We start from the raw sequence: 18439 nt of genomic DNA, 5'->3' as shown, positions 1-18439 counted from the left end.
ATGACCGATTCACTGCGCGACACCCAGGCCCAGCCGGCCGCCAGCCACGAGCAGACCAGCGAGTTCGCGGCGCTGCTGTTGCAGGAGTTCAAACCCAAGACCGAGCGCGCCAAGGAAGCCGTCGAGAGCGCCGTGCGCACGCTCGCCGAGCAGGCCCTGGCGCAGACCAGCCTGGTCTCCGACGATGCCATCGGCTCGATCGAGCAGATCATCGCCGCCATCGACGCCAAGCTCACCGCCCAGGTCAACCAGGTCATCCACCACCCCGACTTCCAGCAGCTGGAAAGCGCCTGGCGTGGCCTGCATTACCTGGTGACCAACACCGAGAGCGACGAACAACTGAAGATTCGTGTGCTCAACGTGTCGAAGAACGACCTGCACAAGACCCTGAAGAAATTCAAGGGCACCGCCTGGGACCAGAGCCCGGTATTCAAGAAGCTCTACGAAGAGGAATACGGCCAGTTCGGCGGCGAGCCGTACGGCTGCCTGGTCGGCGACTACTACTTCGACCAGTCGCCACCGGACGTCGAGCTGCTTGGCGAGATGGCCAAGGTCTGCGCGTCGATGCACGCGCCGTTCATTGCCGCCGCTTCGCCAACCGTGATGGGCATGGGCTCATGGCAGGAGCTGTCCAACCCGCGTGACCTGAGCAAGATCTTCACCACCCCGGAATACGCCGGCTGGCGTTCGCTGCGCGAATCGGAAGATGCCCGCTACATCGGCCTGACCATGCCGCGCTTCCTGGCCCGCCTGCCGTACGGCGCCAAGACCGACCCGGTCGAGGCCTTCGCCTTCGAGGAAGACACCGACGGCGCCGACAGCAGCAAGTACACCTGGGCCAACGCCGCCTATGCCATGGCGGTGAACATCAACCGCTCGTTCAAGCACTACGGCTGGTGCTCGCGCATTCGCGGCGTGGAATCGGGCGGTGAAGTGCAGGGCCTGCCGGCGCACACCTTCCCTACCGACGACGGTGGCGTGGACATGAAGTGCCCGACCGAAATCGCCATTTCCGATCGCCGCGAGGCGGAGCTGGCGAAGAACGGCTTCATGCCGCTGCTGCACAAGAAGAACACCGACTTCGCTGCCTTCATCGGCGCCCAGTCGCTGCAAAAGCCCGCCGAATACGACGACCCGGACGCCACCGCCAACGCCAACCTGGCCGCGCGCCTGCCGTACCTGTTCGCCACCTGCCGCTTCGCCCACTACCTCAAGTGCATCGTGCGCGACAAGGTCGGCTCGTTCAAAGAGAAGGACGAGATGCAGCGCTGGCTGCAGGACTGGATTCTCAACTACGTCGACGGCGACCCGGCGCACTCCACCGAGACCACCAAGGCCCAGCATCCGCTGGCCGCCGCCGAGGTGGTGGTGGAAGACGTCGAAGGCAGCCCGGGCTATTACAACTCGCGCTTCTACCTGCGCCCGCACTACCAGCTCGAAGGGCTGACCGTGTCGCTGCGCCTGGTATCGAAGCTGCCCTCGGCGAAGAACGCGTAATCCACTCAGACCCGACAATTCGGAGACATCATGGCTGTAGACATCTTCATCAAGATCGGCGACATCAAGGGCGAGTCCATGGACAAGGCCCACAAGGACGAGATCGACGTGCTCAACTGGAGCTGGGGCATGGCGCAGTCCGGCAACATGCACATGGGCGGCGGCGGCGGTGCCGGCAAGGTCAATATCCAGGACATGGCGATCACCAAGTACGTCGACAAGTCCAGCCCCAACCTGATGGCTCACTGCTCCAGCGGCAAGCACATCGACAAGGTCAAGCTGACCGTGCGCAAGGCCGGCGGCGAAAGCCAGGTCGAGTACCTGATCATCAACCTCGAAGAAGTGCTGATCAGCTCGCTGAGCACCGGCGGCTCGGGCCACGATGATCGCCTGACCGAAAACATCTCGCTGAACTTCGCCAAGGTCACCGTCGACTATCAGCCACAGAAGGCCGATGGCAGCAAGGACGGCGGCGCGATCAAGTACGGCTGGAACGTGCGCCAGAACGTCAAGATCTGACGCAGTCCCGCAGCAGCGGCCAGCCGGCCGCTCCTGCAGGTTCCTCTACCGAATTCGAAGGAATGCCCCGTGGTAGCCGACATCGCCGCCCGTGACCGCCTGCAACCCTCGCTGCTCGATCGTCTGACCGACGATGACCCCGGCAACCCGCAGGAAGCTCCGGACAAGCGCGTGCTGTCGCTGCAACAGCTCAAGGCCTCGGTGCTGCGCGACCTCACCTGGCTGCTCAACACCACCGCCCTGCTCGACGCCGACGCCACCCTGCGCACCCCGGCGGGCGTGTCGGTGCTCAACTACGGCCTGCCGGCTCTGGCTGGCAACAGTGCCTCGAACATCGATATCGGCCTGCTGGAGCAGATCATCCACCAGGCCATCGTCAACTTCGAACCGCGCATCCTCGCCCACACCCTGAAGGTGCGCGCACAAAGCGCCCCTGGCGAGATGAACGCCAACGCCCTGAGTTTCGAGATCGAAGGCGACCTGTGGGCGCAGCCCGCCGCCCTGCCGCTGTTGCTGCAGACCGACCTGGACCTGGAATCAGGGCAGGTGCGGGTGGCGCCGCTGCTGCGCCGGAGGCGCCCATGAACCCGCGTCTGCTGGAGCTGTATAACCAAGAGCTGCAACACATCCGCGAGGGCGCTGCGGAGTTCGCCAAGGAATACCCCAAGATCGCCGGGCGCCTGACCCTGTCGGGCATCGACTGCGCCGACCCGTACGTCGAACGCCTGCTCGAAGGCTTCGCCTACTTGACCGCGCGGGTGCAGCTCAAGCTCGATGCCGAGTACCCGACCTTCACCCACAACCTGCTGGAAATCGCCTACCCGCACTACCTGGCACCGACCCCGTCGATGACCGTGGTGCAGCTTCAGACCGACCCCAACGAAGGCTCGCTGAGCGAAGGTTTCTGCCTGCCACGGGGCAGTACCCTGCGCGCCAACCTGGGCCGCGAGTCGCAGACACCGTGCGAGTTTCGCAGCACCCAGGACGTGACCCTGTGGCCGCTGGAAGTGACCCGTGCGCAGTACTTCGGCAACCCCGGCGCCGTGCTCGGACGCCTCGCGGCCAGCGAACCCAAGGCCCGCGCCGGGCTGCGTCTGACCCTGCGCAGCGGCGCGCAAATGCCCTTCTGCCAGTTGCCGCTCAAGCACCTGCCGCTGTACCTCAACGGCAGCGACGAAACCCCGTATCGGCTGTACGAGCAACTGCTGGGCAGTGCCTGCGCGGTGTTCGTGCGCCAGCCGGGGGCCGACTGGGTCGAGCGCATTGCACTGGAGCACGCCCTGCGTCCGTGCGGCTTCGATGACCGCGACGCAGCATTGCCGGTGGTGCCGCAGGCGTTCCAGGGCTATCGGCTGTTGCAGGAATACTTCGCCCTGCCGCAGCGTTATCTGTTCGTCGACTTCGCCGGGCTCGAACGCGCCGTACAGCGCTGCGACGGCCACGAGCTGGAACTGCTGGTGCTGTTCGAGCGGTTCGAGAGCAGCCTGGAAGGCAGCGTCGGCGCCCAGCAGTTCGTGCCTTTCTGCACACCGGCAATCAATCTGTTCCCGCGCCGGGTCGACCGCATCCACCTCAGCGACAAGGTCAACGAACACCATGTGATCGCCGACCGCACGCGCCCGCTGGACTTCGAAATCCATTCGCTGCAACAGGTCAGCGGCCATGGCACCGGCCCCGACCAGCCGTTCCTGCCGTTCTATGCCGTGCGTGATCCATCGCGCTATGGCCGCGACCAGGCCTACTACAGCGTGCGTCGCGAACCCCGCGTGCTGTCCAGCGAACAGCGGCGCAATGGCAATCGCTCAAGCTATATCGGCAGCGAAACCTTCATCAGCCTGGTCGATGGCCAGCAGGCCCCGTACCGTCACGACCTGCGCCAGCTCGGCATCAGCGCGCTGTGCAGCAACCGCGACCTGCCGCTGTTCATGAGCGTGGGCGATGCGCGCAGCGACTTCAGCCTGGCCGACAGCGCGCCGGTCAGTGCCGTGCGCTGCCTGGCCGGGCCAAGCCGGCCACGCCCCAGCCATGCCCACGACAACCGCGCCTGGCGGCTGATCAGCCAGCTGTCGCTGAACTACCTGTCGCTGACTGAACAGGGCCAGGGCGCCGCCGCCCTGCGCGAGCTGCTGCGGCTGTACGGCGACAGCCACGACAGCGCCTTGCAGTTGCAGATCGACGGCCTGCGCGAGGTCAGCTGCACACCGTGCACGCGGCGCCTGCCGATGCCCGGGCCGATCGTCTTCGGCCGCGGTCTGGAGATCACCCTGACCTTCGACGAGAACGCCTTCCGCGGCACTGGCGTGTTTCTGCTGGGCGCGGTGTTCGAGCGCTTCTTGACCCGCTACGTGTCGATCAACAGCTTCACCGAAACCGTGCTGCGCACCACCGAGCGTGGCGAGATCATGCGATGGACAGCCAAACCTGGACGCAGGCCGACCCTGTGAACATCCTCGAGGCGATGCAGGCCGAGCCCTGGCAGTACGACTTCTTCCAGGCCCTGCGCCGGCTCGAAGCCGAACACCCTGAAGTGCCGCGCTTCGGCCATTCGCTGCGCCTGAGCGATGAACCGGTACGCCTCGGCCAGCGCCTGGACAGCGCCTTCGCCCCGGCCACCTTGGCCTCGGTGACGCCGGCCGATGAGCATGCTCCGGCGCGTCTGGAGCAGTTCTTCTTCGGCCTCGGCGGGCCCAACGGGCCGCTGCCGCTGCACCTCACCGAATACGCCCGCGAGCGCCAGCGCAACCACGCCGACACCACCAGCAAGCGCTTCCTCGATGTCTTCCACCATCGCCTGCTGAGCCTGTTCTACCGGGCCTGGGCCGAAGCAAGGCCAACGGTCAGCCACGACCGCCCCGGCGACGATTACTGGGCCGGGCGCCTGGCCGCCCTCAGTGGCCGCGGCCAACCGGCCTTGCAAGGCCAGGGGCCGCTGCCCGACACCGCCAAGCTGCACTACTCCGGCCACCTCGCTGCGCAGACCCGTTACCCCGATGGCCTGTGCGGCATTCTCGCCAGTTATTTCGGCGTGCCGGTGAGCCTGGAGGAATACGTCGGGCAATGGCTCGAGCTGCCCGAACGCAGCCAGCTCGGCGTGCGTGCCAACCGCCTGGGCGTGGATATGTGTCTGGGTCGGCATGTGTGGGATCGCCAGCACAAGTTCCGCCTGCGCCTGGGCCCGCTCAGTCTCGACCAGTACCACGCACTGCTGCCCGGGGGCCAAGCCTTCAGCGAACTGGCCGCCTGGGTCGCCGAGTACCTGGGCCACGAGCTGGACTGGGAGGTGCAACTGATTCTGCGCCGCGAACAGGTGCCGGCCCTGCAACCCGGTACTGGCCGGCGCCTGGGTTTCGACACCTGGCTCGGCAGCCCCGAGCACGATGCCAGCGACCTCAAGCTGGCCCACCACTACGCCACGCTGTCCCGCACAGCTTCCAGGAGCCCGGACCATGGGTGAAATCAGCCGCGCCGCACTGTTCGGCAAACTCAACAGCCTGGCCTATCAGGCCATCGAAGCCGCCACGGTGTTCTGCAAGCTGCGCGGCAATCCCTATGTGGAACTGGCGCACTGGCTGCACCAACTGCTGCAACTGCCCGACAGCGATCTGCAGCGCATCCTGCGCCAGTTCAACGTCGAGCCGGCGCGCCTGGCGGCCGACCTCACTGCCGCGCTGGACCGCCTGCCACGCGGCTCGACCTCGATCACCGACCTGTCTTCGCAGGTCGAGGATGCCGTGGAGCGTGGCTGGGTCTACGGCAGCCTGATGTTCGGCGCCAGTCAGGTGCGCAGCGGTTATCTGCTGGTCGGCATTCTCAAGACCCCGAGCCTGCGCAACGCGCTGCTGGGGCTGTCGGGCGAGTTCGCCAAGCTGCGCATCGAAGCCTTGAGCGAGCGCTTCGACGAGTACGTCGGTGACTCGCCGGAGAACGCCCTCGGCGCCAGCGACGGCTTCAGCGCCGGGGTGCCGGGTCAAGCCAGTGGCGCGGTGGCGCCGGCGGCGCTGGGCAAGCAGGAGGCATTGCAGCGCTTTACCGTCGACCTCACCGAGCAGGCCCGCAGCGGCAAGCTCGACCCCATCGTTGGCCGCGATGAGGAGATTCGCCAACTGGTCGACATCCTCATGCGCCGGCGCCAGAACAACCCGATCCTCACCGGTGAGGCCGGGGTGGGCAAGACTGCCGTGGTCGAAGGTTTCGCCCTGCGCATCGTCGCCGGTGACGTGCCGCCGGCGCTCAAGGACGTCGAACTGCGCAGCCTCGATGTCGGCCTGCTGCAGGCCGGGGCGAGCATGAAAGGCGAGTTCGAACAGCGCCTGCGCCAGGTCATCGAAGACGTCCAGGCCTCACCGCGGCCGATCATTCTGTTCATCGATGAAGCCCACACCCTGGTCGGTGCCGGCGGCGCCGCGGGCACGGGCGACGCCGCCAACCTGCTCAAGCCGGCCCTTGCCCGTGGCAGCCTGCGCACGGTGGCCGCCACCACTTGGGCCGAGTACAAGAAACACATCGAAAAGGACCCGGCCCTGACCCGACGTTTCCAGGTGGTGCAGGTGGCCGAGCCGAGTGAAGCCAAGGCCCTGCTGATGATGCGCGGCGTGGCCTCGACCATGGAGCAGCACCACCAGGTGCAGATTCTCGATGAAGCGCTGGAGGCGGCGGTGAAGCTGTCGCACCGCTACATTCCGGCGCGGCAGTTGCCCGACAAGTCGGTGAGCCTGCTCGACACCGCCTGCGCCCGCGTGGCAATCAGCCTGCATGCGGTGCCGGCAGAGGTTGACGACAGCCGCCGGCGGATCGAAGCGTTGCAGGTCGAGTTGCAGATCATCGCTCGCGAAGCGGCCATTGGCGTGGCCATCGGTCAACGTCAGGTGCAGGCCGAGCAGGCCCTGGCCGCCGAGCAGACGCGCCTGGAAACCCTGGAAGTGCGCTGGGCCGAAGAAAAGGCACTGGTCGACGAACTGCTCGCCACCCGCGCGCAACTGCGTGAAAGCGGCGCCAGCGTCGATCAGGGCGACAATCCACTGCGCGCCATCGTGCTCGACCTGCAAGCGCGCCTGGCCGCAGTGCAGGGTGAGACGCCGTTGATCCTGCCCACGGTCGACTACCAGGCGGTGGCCGCGGTGGTGGCCGACTGGACCGGCATCCCGGTCGGGCGCATGGCACGCAATGAAATCGAGACCGTGCTCAACCTCGACCAGCACCTGGGCAAACGCATCATCGGCCAGGACCACGCCTTGCAGATGATCGCCAAACGCATCCAGACGTCGCGCGCCGGCCTCGACAACCCGAACAAGCCGGTCGGCGTGTTCATGCTCGCCGGCACCTCCGGGGTGGGCAAGACCGAAACCGCCCTGGCCCTGGCCGAGGCGCTGTATGGCGGTGAGCAGAACCTCATCACCATCAACATGAGCGAGTTCCAGGAAGCCCACACCGTGTCGACCCTCAAGGGCGCACCGCCGGGCTATGTCGGCTATGGCGAAGGCGGTGTCCTGACCGAAGCCGTGCGCCGCCGGCCCTACAGCGTGGTGCTGCTCGACGAGGTGGAAAAGGCCCACCCGGACGTACACGAGATCTTCTTCCAGGTGTTCGACAAAGGGGTGATGGAGGACGGCGAAGGGCGCCAGATCGATTTTCGCAACACGCTGATTCTGCTGACCACCAACGCCGGCACCGACCTGCTCGCAGCGTTGTGCCAGAACGCCAGCGCACTGCCGTCACCCGAGGCGGTCGCCACGCAGTTGCGCGGTCCGCTGCTGGAGATTTTCCCCCCAGCGCTGCTCGGACGCCTGGTGACCATCCCCTACTACCCGCTCAGCGACGTCATGCTCAAGGCCATCACGCGCTTGCAGCTCGAACGCATCCGCCGCCGAGTCGAGCACACGCACAAGGTCGGCTTCAGCTATGACGATGCGGTAGTGGACCTGATCGTCTCGCGCTGCACGCAAAGCGAAAGCGGCGGGCGCATGATCGACGCCATTCTCACCAATGGCCTGCTGCCGGACATGAGCCGCGAGTTCCTCACCCGCCTGCTCGAAGGCCGGCCGCTGGCGAGCGTGCACATCAGTCGCCAGCACAACGACCTGCATTACGCCTTCGCCACTGCCGACTGACAGGACCTGCCATGCTGTTCTCGCAACTCACCCGCCTTGCGCAGATCACCAGCCCGCTGCCACCCAATACCCTGCTGCTCAGTGAAATGAGCGGCAGTGACGAGCTGGGTCGGCTGTTCGAATACGAGCTGCAACTGACCAGCCAGGATTCGGCCATCGACCTCAACCAACTGCTGGGCAAGCCGATGTGCCTGAGCCTGCAGATGGGCCTGGGCACGCAACGCCATTTCCACGGCATCGTCGCCCGCTGCAGCCAGTCGGTGGATCGCGGCCAGTTCGCCAGCTACCGGGTAACGCTGCGTCCCTGGCTGTGGCTGCTGACCCGCACCAGCGACTGCCGGATCTTCCAGAACCAGAGCGCCCCGCAGATCGTCAAGCAGGTGTTTCGAGACCTCGGTTTTTCGGACTTCGAGGAACAGCTAAGCCGCAGTTACCGCGAGCGCGAATACTGCGTGCAGTACCGCGAAACCAGCTTCGAATTCATCAGCCGTCTGCTCGAAGAAGAAGGCATCTACTACTACTTCCGCCACGAGCAGGAGCGCCACGTACTGGTGCTGGCCGACGCCTACGGTGCGCACCACAGCGTGGCCGGCTATGAGAGCGTGCCGTTCTACCCACCCGACGGCCAGCATCGCGAGCGCGACCACATCAACGACTGGTACCTGGCGCAAGAGGTGCAGCCCGGCTCGCTGGAACTCAACGATTACGACTTCCAGCGCCCCGGCGCGCGCATCAACGTGCGTTCGGCCATGCCACGCCCGCACCAGGCTGGCGACTACCCGCTGTTCGACTACCCCGGCGAATACCAGCACAGCGAGCACGGCGAGCACTACGCCCGTACCCGCCTGGAAGCGCTGCAAACCCAGCACGAACGGGTCGAGCTCAGTGGCAACGCCCGTGGCCTTGGCAGCGGTCATCTGTTCAGCCTGAGCGGCTTCACCCGCGCCGACCAGAACCGCGAATACCTGATCGTCGCCGCCCGCTATCACGTGGTGCAGGAGCGTCTGGAAAGTGGCGGCGGCAATGCCAGCGCACAGTTTCATGGCAACCTCAGTTGCATCGACGCGCAGCAGAGCTTCCGCCCGCTGGCCAGCACCCAGCGACCCCTGGTCAAGGGGCCGCAGACCGCCGTGGTAGTGGGCCCCGCCGGCGAAGAGATCTGGACCGACCAGTACGGCCGGGTCAAGGTGCACTTCCATTGGGACCGCCACGACCAGTCCAACGAAAACAGCTCGTGCTGGATTCGCGTTTCGCAGGCCTGGGCCGGCAAGAACTGGGGGTCGATGCAGGTGCCGCGCATTGGTCAGGAAGTCATCGTCAGCTTCCTCGAAGGCGACCCGGATCAGCCGATCATCACCGGTCGGGTGTACAACGCCGAGCAGACCGTGCCCTACGACCTGCCCGCCAGCGCCACTCAGAGCGGCATCAAGAGCCGCTCCAGCAAGGGCGGTTCGCCGGCCAACTTCAACGAAATCCGCATGGAAGACAAAAAGGGCGAAGAGCAGCTCTACGTGCACGCCGAGCGCAACCTCGACACCGTGGTCGAGCAGGACGAAACCCTTTCGGTGGGCGCCAACCGCACTCAGTCGGTCGGCCAGATGGAGCAGATCACCATCGGCGCCAGTCGCCTGCGGGCGGTGCGTTTCGACGACGTGGTGATGGTCGGTGCCAGCAAGTCCGACAGCATCGGCGCCAGCTACCTGCTGGAAGTGGGCAACGTGCTGCGCCTGGTATGCGGCAAGAGCGTCATCGAGCTCAACGCCAGCGGGCAGATCAACATCAGCTGCGAGCAGTTCAGCTTCCACGCCAGGCAGGATGCCGAAATCAACACAGGCGGCACCCTCGACCTCAACCTGGGCGGCGGCGCGCAGACCTCAGCCGATGGCCAGGGTATTCAGAAAGACATTCAGGACGCGGTCGAGGGCCTGTTCCCCGACGCGAACACGTGACGAGACCTTCATGACCTACCGCCTCAACGAATTCCGTTTCGCCCTGCCGGATGCGGGCGTCACCGACACCAGCATCAACATCCTGCGCTTCGACGCGCTGGGCACCTCGCTGATCGTCAGCCGCAGCCTGCTGGCCGAAGGCGAAACCCTGCAGAGCAACTTCGACGGCCAATTTCAGCGCTTGCAGCAGCAGGTCAAGGACCTGCATTTCGTGCCGGCCAGCGCAGTCAAGGTCGGTGCCGCGCAGGACATCGACGCCATCGAGCTGAGCAGCCAGTTCAGCAAGGGCCAGGACAAGGTCTATCAGTACCAGCTGGCGTTGCTGCTGCCGGGCACGCGCAAGATGTTCGCGCTCAGCTATGTCAAGCCGCAGCCCCTGGGCGCGGCCGAGGCGGCGCACTGGGCGCAGCTCAAGCAATCGCTCGACTTCGACAACCTCGGCTGAGCGGACGCGGCGATGTCTGACGCATTCTGGGCCGCCCGCGAAGGCGATGCGCTGCTGCACACCTCGATGCTGGCCGACATCGTCGGCGGCGTGCTGGAGGTGGCCGCCACCGTGGCCATCGGCGCGCTGGCCACCGCCGCGGTGGCGGCGGCCTTCGGCATCACCGTGGCCACGGGCGGGCTGGGCTGCTTCGTGCTCGGCGCAGCGGTCGGCCTGGTGGTCGGTGTGGCGATGGCAAAGACCGGCGCCGACACCGGGCTCAGTCGATTATGCGAGGGCATCGGCAATGCCCTCTCGCCGCCCACCGTACAAGCCACCATCGCCAGCGGCTCCAGCGACACCCACATCAACGGCAAGCCCGCCGCCCGCGCCGCCGGTATCGTGCTGGCGCCCCTGTCGCCGCTGGAGGCAGAACAGGTCGCCGCCGACGCGCAGGCCGAGGAACAAACCTTCCTCGACATGGCCAAGGGCTTCTTCTCGCAGATGTGGCGCCCGACCGTCGCCAGTCCCGCGCCGAATACCCAGGAAGCCAACGACGACAAGATCCTCTGCAGCAAGCACCCGGCCATGCCGCCGCAGTACCTGGCCGAAGGCTCGAGCAAGGTCATGATCAACGGCCACCCCGCCGTGCGCAGCGGCGACCGCAGCACCTGCGAAGCGGTGGTGGTCGATGGCGGCGAGGTGTCGAGCGACGTACGTATCGGCGGCGAGCCGATCGTGGTACGCGAGATTCGCAGCGGCAAGACGCCGGGCATCGGTTTGGCGATTTCGGCGTTGATGCTGCTGCGCGGGCGTGGTGGCAAGTTCTACAGCAAGCTGGGCTGCATGCTGCTGGGCGGCGCCACCAGCTACGCCACCAGTGCCGTCAGCGGCGCGCTGATTCGCGCCACCAGCGCCTCACCGAACCCGGTGCATGCCGCTACCGGGGCCAAGGTGCTGTGCGGCGAAGACGACCTCGACTTCAGCGTGCAGGCAATGCTGGCCATCGACTGGCAGCGTTTCTACAGCAGCCGTGACGAGCGCCGGCACACGTTGTTCGGGCCGGGCTGGAGCACGGCTTTCGAGGTCAGTGTAAGCCTCGTTGCAGACGCCGATGGCAGCGAGCGGCTGTGGCTGTACGACGAACAGGCGCGGGCCGTGGACATGGGCTGCATCGCCCTGGGCGAGGCGGTGTTCAGTGTCGGTGAAGGCCTGAGCATTCGTCGCGCAGCCAATGGAGAACTGCTGAGCGAGAGCCGTGAGGGCCAGTACCGGTTGTTCCAGCCCACGCCAGGACGCCCCGAGCACCTGCGCCTGAGCCAGTTGGGCGATCGCAACGACAACCGCATCTACCTGGACTACGACGCCCAAGGCCGCCTCAGCCAATTGCGCGACACCTTCGACAGCGTCTGCCTGCACCTGCACTACAACGAGCACTGGCCGCAGCGCGTCAGCCATATCGAGCAGCGTGATGCCGATGGCCACAACGCAGTGCGCGCGCACTATCACTACGATGCCCGCGGCCTGCTGGTCGAGGTTCGTGACGGCCAGCAGCGCCTGCTGCGCAGCTTTGCCTACGACGCCGCCGAACGCCTGTGCCAGCACCAGACCCGCAGCGGCCTGCGCTGCTTCTACGAGTGGGCCGAGATCGGCGACGCTGCGCGGGTGATACGGCACTGGACCGATGCCGGCGACAGCTACCAGTTCGACTACGACCTCGAAGCCGGCATCACCCGCGTCACCGACAGCCTGCAACGGGTCAACCTGCATGCCTGGAACGCGCAGTTGCAGATCACCCGGCACAGCGATCCGCTGGGCCAGACCTGGCAGTTCGAGTGGGATGACGAACGCCAACTGCTCGGCGCCACCGATCCTGCCGGTGGCCAGTGGCGGTTTCTCTACGATGCCTCGGGCAACCTGGTGGAAACGCTCGACCCGCTGGGCCGACGGGAATCCACCAGTTGGCTCGAACACTGGTCACTACCAACGGCGCAGACCGATGCCGCCGGTCAGCGTTGGCAATACCGCTACGACCCACGCGGCAACTGCATCAGCGAGACCGATCCGCTGGGCGGCATCACCCGCTACCGCTACGACGCCCACGGTTGTCCGTGCGAGATCATCGATGCCGCCGGCACCCGTCGCACCCTGCAATGGAGCCTGCGCGGCTTGCTGCTGCGCCAGACCGATTGCACCGATGCCGTCACCCGGCTGACCTACGACGCCCATGGCCACCTAAGCAGCCTGAGCAACGCCCTGGGCGAAGTCACCGACTACCAGCACGACCTCGATGGCCGTTTGCTGCAAGTGACCCAGCCTGACGGGCGCATCGAGCAGTACCGCTACGACGAGCGCGGCTTGCTGGTGGGCTACCTAGATCCGGCCGGGCATGTCACCGAGCTGGGCTACAACAGTCGCGGTCAGCTGACCACCCGGCGCGATGCCTTTGGCCGCAGCGTCAGCTACCTGCACGACCCCTATGGGCGGCTGACCGGCATGCGCAATGCCAACGGTGAACTGCACAGTTTCACCTGGGACGCCGCCGACCGGCTGGTGGCCGAGTGCAACCTCGATGGCAGCACCCGCCACTATCGCTACGATGCCGGCGATAACCTCTGCGAGGTGCAGTTCGTGCCCACCGCAGGCAGCGACGAAGCGCCGATCGTTCATCAGATGCAGCACGATGCCGTTGGCCGTCTGTTGATTCGCACCACCCGCGATGGGTGCACCCGCTACCGCTACGACGCGGTCGATCAGTTGCTGGACATGACCTTCGATGGGGTCGACGGACGCAGTCAATCGCTGGGCTTTGCCTACGACGCACTCGGCCAGTTGCTCGAAGAACGCAGCGCCAGCGGTAGCCTGCGTCATGAATATGACCCACTCGGCAACCTGACCCGCACTCGTGTGGCCGATGGCCGCTGGATCAATCGCCTGTACTACGGCAGTGGTCACCTGCATCAGGTCAACGTCGACGGCCGGCTGGTCAGCGACTTCCAGCGCGACCGCCTGCACCGCGAAGTGCTGCGCAGCCAGGGGCAGTTGCTGACCCGCAGCGAGTACGACCGTGCCGGGCACCTGCGTGCGCGGTTGAGGCGCTCAGCGAGCCAGGCGCAACAAGTGCCCGCCAGCGATCAACTGCGCTTTGCCTACGACCTGCTCGACAACCTCGCCAGCCGCTATGTGCAGCGCCCCGACCTGCAGGGTTGGCAGACCTTCAACCACGACGCCAGCGGACGTATCGCCGCCGTCGATGCGCCCAGCCAGGGCCTGCATGAACAGTTCCACTACGACCCGGCCGGCAACCTGCTCGATCCACACCCCTCTGGCGCGGGACTGGTCAAGCATGATCGGCTGCTGACCTTCGAAGACAAGCGCTACACCTACGACGGATTTGGGCGGCTCAAGGAAAAGCGCAGCCGTCGCCATGGCACGCAACGCTTCGTGTATGACGCCGAACACCGCCTGATCGAAGTGCACACCCTGCAGCCCGGGCGCGAGCGGGTTCTGCACATGACCTACGACCCGATGGGACGGCGCATTGGCAAACGCGAGACCACCCTCGGCGGTGTGCTGCTGGGGCAGACCGAGTTCACCTGGGATGGCTTGCGCCTGAGCGGCGAGCGTCGCGATGGCCGGCAGACGTTGTACCTGTACCTGGATGACGGCCACGAGCCACTGGCGCGCATCGACGGTGAAGGCGACTACCAGCACCTGCGCCACTACCACAACGACCTCAACGGCCTGCCTGAACAACTCAGCGACGACAACGGTGAGCTGTGCTGGAGTGCGCGCTACTCGACCTGGGGCCAGACCCGCCAGGAATACGCCAGCAGCGACTTCGCTGCACAGCAGAACCTGCGCTTCCAGGGCCAGTACCTGGACCGCGAGAGCGGCCTGCACTACAACCTGTTCCGCTTCTACGACCCGGACATCGGACGCTTCACCCAGCCCGATCCAATCGGTATATCGGGCGGTCTGAATCACTATGCGTATGCGCCGAATCCCTTTACCTGGATCGATCCGTGGGGGTTGTTGAATGAAGGCGAGGTCGCAGGCTACGGCGCCGAGGTGCACAAGAACGATGGCCGCGAGGCCCACGAAGTGGTGCGCAACAAATTCCTCCAGGACAAAGGTATCGCCAGCAATGGCCAGCGCCTGCGTGGCAACCCGTCCATCGCCCTGAGCCCGACCAACCACCGCGCCGTGCACCGCGAGGAAAGGCGACTGCGTAAACAGCTGGGTCTGAAAGGCAATCAGATGCTGCGCAGCGGCCGCCTGGAGATCAAGCTGATGTCCAAGGCAATCTACAACTCCATGGTGGTGAAGGGCGAGATGACCATTCAACAACTGCGAACCGCACGGCGCTATGCCAAGTCGTTCGCCAAGAGCAAGGGATGTTACTGACCATGAGCTCGAACAAGATCGTGTTTTCCGACCAGGACGCAGGGCTCGGCCAGGTCGGCGGCGGGGCTTTCCTGCCCGATATGGAGCTGTGGCCACGGGCCCCGGATTCCGGCGAACTGCTAACCCCACTGCTGACCCTCACCGAGCGTTTCCTGCCGGTGACCTTCATCCCCGAGGGCATGGCGCTGACCGTGTTCATCGCAGTCAAGCAACGCGACGGTGAGTTCAACGAAGCGACCCAACGCCGCTACACCGTCAATCAGCAAAGCGAGCTGGAAACCGTGCGCAACGCAGGTTACGCCCGGGTCCTGCTGCACCGCCTGAGCGACCAGCCCCTGTCGCCGACGCCGGGCACGCTGCTGCTGCCAAGCGCGTTCATCCACTTTCAGGCGATGAGCGACGAAGAGCTCGAGCAGGAGTTGGAAGATGACGACAACGGGCTGGAAGTGAGCAAGCCGGTCGGTCGGCCGTCGTGGCTGCAAGACCCGATCTACGAGCCGAACCGTTATCTGTTTCTGCTGCAATTGAGGGACTACGACATCGCCCAATGGAGCCCCGAGCATGAGGGTCTGCTCGCAGAAGGAATCGGCTACGTCTACGTCGACCGTCAGGCGCGGCGCGGCAAGGAGGGGGATGAAGGGGGATACTTCTTCATTCAGTCCACCTGAACATCGAAGCGGCGTTGAAACGAAACAGCCCCGGCATTCACCGAGGCTGTTGGACTACCGCGCAGCGATCGATCAGAAGATGCTGATCGGGTACTCGACGAATACGCGGACTTCGTTGCCGTCGTCGTTGTAGCCGTTCTGGCGCACGCTTTCGGAGGTGCGCAGGTACGAGCTGCGCAGCTTGACCGAGAGGTCCTTGGCCGGGCCTTCCTGCACGACGTAGCGCACTTGGTTGAAGATCTCGCGCTCTTTGCCTTCGCCGAAGCCGTGGGTGTTGATGTTGTCACCGCGTACGTAGGCGACCTTGTAGGTCAGGCCTGGAACGCCGAAGCCGGCGAAGTCGAGGTCGTAGGCGATCTGCCAGGAACGCTCGTCTTCGGCGTTGAAGTCGGACCAGTAGGAGTTGGCCAGGAAGATGCTCGAGCCGCCATCGCCGACGCCGCCACGGTTCTGGTACCAGCCGTAGTTGTAACCGGTGCTGCCGGTGCTGCGCTGGTGCGCCAGGGTCAGCGCGTGCGGGCCGAAGGCGTAGGTCGCCGCCAGGCTCCAGATGGTGTTGCGATCGCCCGTCAGGTCAGCGGCCTTGACGTACTTGTTGTTGATTTCGGTCTTGTAGCCGTTGAAGTCCAGGGTCAGCGATTGGTCGTCGGCGATGGCATGGACGTAGTTCAGGCCCAGGTAGTGCTTTTGCAGCACGTCTTCGACCTGCGAGGTGTACAGCGAGCCGCTGAAGCTGTCAGTGAAGTGGTAGCTGCCGCCGAGCACGTTGATCGACTTCAGACCGCCGCTGTCGCGGCCTTCGGCGCTCTTGCGCGCTTCCTGGGTGAAGCGGCCGGCGTTCAGTTCCAGGCCCTTGATCTCCTTGGAGGTGATCAGCGTGCCGGTGAAGCTCTCGGGCAGCAGGCGGGCGTCGTCGTGTTGCAGCACGGGCAGCGACGGCATCTGGTCGCCGTACTTGAGCACGGTGTTGGAGATACGGAACTTCACCGCTGCACCGGCGCGGGCGAGGTTGTGCGGGGAGTTGGCTGGCGCGGTATCGCTGGGCTTGAAGAAGTCGATGCCGGCTCCGCCGTTACGGCCCTTGCCGCCATCCAGACGCAGCGCATACAGGCCGAAGGCATCGACGCCGACGCCGACCGTGCCCTGGGTGAAGCCGGAGCTGAACTTGCCGATGAACGCCTGGCCCCACTCGGCCTGGTCGGAATTACCGTGCTTCTTGTCACGGTTGATGTAGGCGTTGCGCAGCAGCACGTTGGCGTGGCTGTCTTCGACGAAGCCTTTGCTTTGGGCCTGCTCATTGGCCTGGGCCTGGCTCGCGGCAATCAATGCCAGTGCGACGAGGCTGATCCTGGTGTTCAACATTGGGGCGTTTTCCTTATCACGACATCAACAAGCGCTGTGAGCGATCCACGGCACCTGGCAGCAGACTGACCCAAGCCGGGCCAGCGAAGAGGGATCGAATCCTAGCTGCGACTTGACGAAAATGTCAAAAAATCGTGAAAAGAATAAGGTTATAACCAGATTTCGCCGCTTCAGCAGCAAATTTGAAGGGTCATTTCGAGCAGAACTGGTGAATTATTCTGTAGGAAGAGTCGCAATGTGTGAGCGCTTTTGCAGCGCCCACACTACAACACGGCACCGATCAGCCGTGCACAGGCGCCGGCTGCTGCTGGGTCAGGCAGTGGATGTTGCCGCCGCCAAGCAGCAGTTCGCGGCCCGGAATCATCACCACTTCGTGGTCCGGGAACAGCGCCGCCAGAATGTCGCGGGCCTGGGCGTCCATCGGGTCATCGAAGCTAGGGGCGATGATGCCGCCGTTGACGATGAGGAAGTTGACATAGGAACCGGCCAGACGCACCGACGGATCACGCGGCTGACTGCCGGCCACCTGATCGACGCCTGCGCATTCCTCTTCGGTGGCGAACAACGGCCCTGGGATCGGCATCTTGTGCACGGTCAGCGCACGGCCCTTGGCGTCACGGCTGCTCTCCAGCACCTGCATCGCCGCCTGGCAGCGTGGGTAGTTGGGGTTTTGCGGATCGTCGGTCCAGGCAAGCAGCACCTCGCCCGGGCGCACGTAGCAGCAGAAGTTATCCACATGGCCGTCGGTTTCATCGTTGAACAGGCCATCCGGCAGCCAGATGACCTTCTCCACCGCCAACTGCTCGGCCAGCACCTGCTCGATCTGCTCACGGCTCAGGTGCGGGTTGCGGTTACGGTTGAGCAGGCATTCTTCGGTGGTGATCAGGGTGCCTTCACCATCGACATGAATCGAGCCGCCTTCGAGCACGAAGCCTTCGGTGTGGTAGCGCTGGCAGCGCTCCATTTCCAACACCTTGGCCGCCAGTTCCGCGTCGCGGTTCCAGGGCGAGTACAGGCCGCCGTCGAAGCCGCCCCAGGCGTTGAAGGCCCAATCGACGCCGCGCACTTCGCCGCTGGCGTTGATCACGAAGGTCGGCCCGGTGTCACGCACCCAGGCGTCGTCGCTGCTGATTTCCACCACGCGGATGTTGGGCAGGTCGAGCTGGCGACGAGCGTTCTCGTACTGGCCGGCCGAGGCGGCCACGGTGACCGGTTCGAAGCGGGCGATGGCTTTGGCCAAGGTAACGTGTGCAGCCTGCGCCGGCTTGCCGCCCAAGCGCCAGTTGTCCGAGCGCTCTGGCCAGACCATCCAGACCTGGGTCTGCGGCGCCCATTCGGCGGGCATGTGGAAACCATCGGCGCGCGGAGTCGAAGTGAGGGTTTTCATGAATGACCTCTGTGGGGGCCAGACGCGCGTGCGCCATGGCGTGGTGGGAATTTTGGATAACTTATAGCCGATAATTATCTGACTTTAAAGCCTGTGCTAGTTGAGAGCTTGGCGGGTGA

General features: G+C 65.1%; 12 protein-coding genes. 10 read left to right on the top strand and 2 right to left on the bottom strand.

Features of this window, described 5'->3' with window-relative positions; genetic code table 11:
- The 10 genes from tssC (at position 1) to H618_RS0101160 (ending at position 15571) form a co-directional block, all read left to right on the top strand.
- Entirely contained in the window at positions 1–1497 is a 1497-nt protein-coding gene (gene tssC, locus H618_RS0101205) for a type VI secretion system contractile sheath large subunit (RefSeq protein ID WP_028693321.1), read from the top strand.
- A 30-nt stretch (positions 1498–1527) separates the two neighbouring features.
- On the top strand, positions 1528–2016 hold the full coding sequence (locus H618_RS0101200) for an Hcp family type VI secretion system effector (RefSeq protein ID WP_028693320.1): 489 nt from the start codon (positions 1528–1530) through the stop codon (positions 2014–2016).
- 69 nt (positions 2017–2085) lie between these two features.
- On the top strand, positions 2086–2601 hold the full coding sequence (gene tssE / locus H618_RS0101195; protein WP_028693319.1) for a type VI secretion system baseplate subunit TssE: 516 nt from the start codon (positions 2086–2088) through the stop codon (positions 2599–2601).
- Positions 2598–4460, top strand: a complete 1863-nt coding sequence (gene tssF, locus H618_RS0101190; protein ID WP_028693318.1) for a type VI secretion system baseplate subunit TssF — start codon at positions 2598–2600, stop codon at positions 4458–4460. The genes tssE and tssF overlap by 4 nt, the downstream gene beginning before the upstream one ends.
- A complete protein-coding gene (gene tssG, locus H618_RS0101185) occupies positions 4424–5470 on the top strand; it encodes a type VI secretion system baseplate subunit TssG (RefSeq protein ID WP_028693317.1) in 1047 nt (348 codons plus the stop codon). Before tssF ends, tssG begins: the two co-directional genes overlap by 37 nt.
- On the top strand, positions 5463–8123 hold the full coding sequence (tssH, locus tag H618_RS0101180) for a type VI secretion system ATPase TssH (RefSeq protein ID WP_028693316.1): 2661 nt from the start codon (positions 5463–5465) through the stop codon (positions 8121–8123). The genes tssG and tssH overlap by 8 nt, the downstream gene beginning before the upstream one ends.
- An 11-nt stretch (positions 8124–8134) precedes the next feature.
- Entirely contained in the window at positions 8135–10072 is a 1938-nt protein-coding gene (locus tag H618_RS0101175; protein ID WP_028693315.1) for a type VI secretion system Vgr family protein, read from the top strand.
- A 10-nt stretch (positions 10073–10082) separates the two neighbouring features.
- Entirely contained in the window at positions 10083–10517 is a 435-nt protein-coding gene (locus H618_RS0101170) for a DcrB-related protein (protein ID WP_028693314.1), read from the top strand.
- 12 nt (positions 10518–10529) lie between these two features.
- A complete protein-coding gene (locus tag H618_RS21075) occupies positions 10530–14903 on the top strand; it encodes an RHS repeat-associated core domain-containing protein (protein ID WP_050577176.1) in 4374 nt (1457 codons plus the stop codon).
- Positions 14894–15571, top strand: a complete 678-nt coding sequence (locus H618_RS0101160) for a hypothetical protein (RefSeq protein ID WP_245586738.1) — start codon at positions 14894–14896, stop codon at positions 15569–15571. The genes H618_RS21075 and H618_RS0101160 overlap by 10 nt, the downstream gene beginning before the upstream one ends.
- Before the next feature lie 72 nt (positions 15572–15643).
- Here H618_RS0101160 and H618_RS0101155 read toward each other — a convergent pair whose 3' ends face one another.
- Together H618_RS0101155 and aguA are read right to left on the bottom strand one after the other, a co-directional pair.
- Positions 15644–16933 (bottom strand): OprD family porin, encoded by a 1290-nt coding sequence (locus H618_RS0101155; RefSeq protein WP_028693312.1) that lies wholly within the window; start codon positions 16931–16933, stop codon positions 15644–15646.
- 280 nt (positions 16934–17213) lie between these two features.
- Positions 17214–18320, bottom strand: a complete 1107-nt coding sequence (gene aguA / locus H618_RS0101150) for an agmatine deiminase (protein ID WP_028693311.1) — start codon at positions 18318–18320, stop codon at positions 17214–17216.
- Between the last annotated feature and the right edge of the window lie 119 nt (positions 18321–18439).

The sequence above is a fragment of the Pseudomonas cremoricolorata DSM 17059 = NBRC 16634 genome, assembly GCF_000425745.1.
In the GTDB taxonomy this organism is placed as follows: Bacteria; Pseudomonadota; Gammaproteobacteria; order Pseudomonadales; family Pseudomonadaceae; genus Aquipseudomonas; species Aquipseudomonas cremoricolorata.
The sequence above is the reverse complement of the archived record's forward strand: the minus strand, read 5'-3'. Positions and strand labels throughout refer to the sequence as shown.

Coding starts and splice junctions, on each gene's coding strand:
- tssC (WP_028693321.1), top strand. CDS start 1: ATGACCGATTCACTGCGCGACACCCAGGCCCAGCCGGCCGCCAGCCAC.
- H618_RS0101200 (WP_028693320.1), top strand. CDS start 1,528: ATGGCTGTAGACATCTTCATCAAGATCGGCGACATCAAGGGCGAGTCC.
- tssF (WP_028693318.1), top strand. CDS start 2,598: ATGAACCCGCGTCTGCTGGAGCTGTATAACCAAGAGCTGCAACACATC.
- tssG (WP_028693317.1), top strand. CDS start 4,424: ATGGACAGCCAAACCTGGACGCAGGCCGACCCTGTGAACATCCTCGAG.
- tssH (WP_028693316.1), top strand. CDS start 5,463: ATGGGTGAAATCAGCCGCGCCGCACTGTTCGGCAAACTCAACAGCCTG.
- H618_RS0101175 (WP_028693315.1), top strand. CDS start 8,135: ATGCTGTTCTCGCAACTCACCCGCCTTGCGCAGATCACCAGCCCGCTG.
- H618_RS0101170 (WP_028693314.1), top strand. CDS start 10,083: ATGACCTACCGCCTCAACGAATTCCGTTTCGCCCTGCCGGATGCGGGC.
- H618_RS21075 (WP_050577176.1), top strand. CDS start 10,530: ATGTCTGACGCATTCTGGGCCGCCCGCGAAGGCGATGCGCTGCTGCAC.
- H618_RS0101160 (WP_245586738.1), top strand. CDS start 14,894: ATGTTACTGACCATGAGCTCGAACAAGATCGTGTTTTCCGACCAGGAC.
- H618_RS0101155 (WP_028693312.1), bottom strand. CDS start 16,933: ATGTTGAACACCAGGATCAGCCTCGTCGCACTGGCATTGATTGCCGCG.
- aguA (WP_028693311.1), bottom strand. CDS start 18,320: ATGAAAACCCTCACTTCGACTCCGCGCGCCGATGGTTTCCACATGCCC.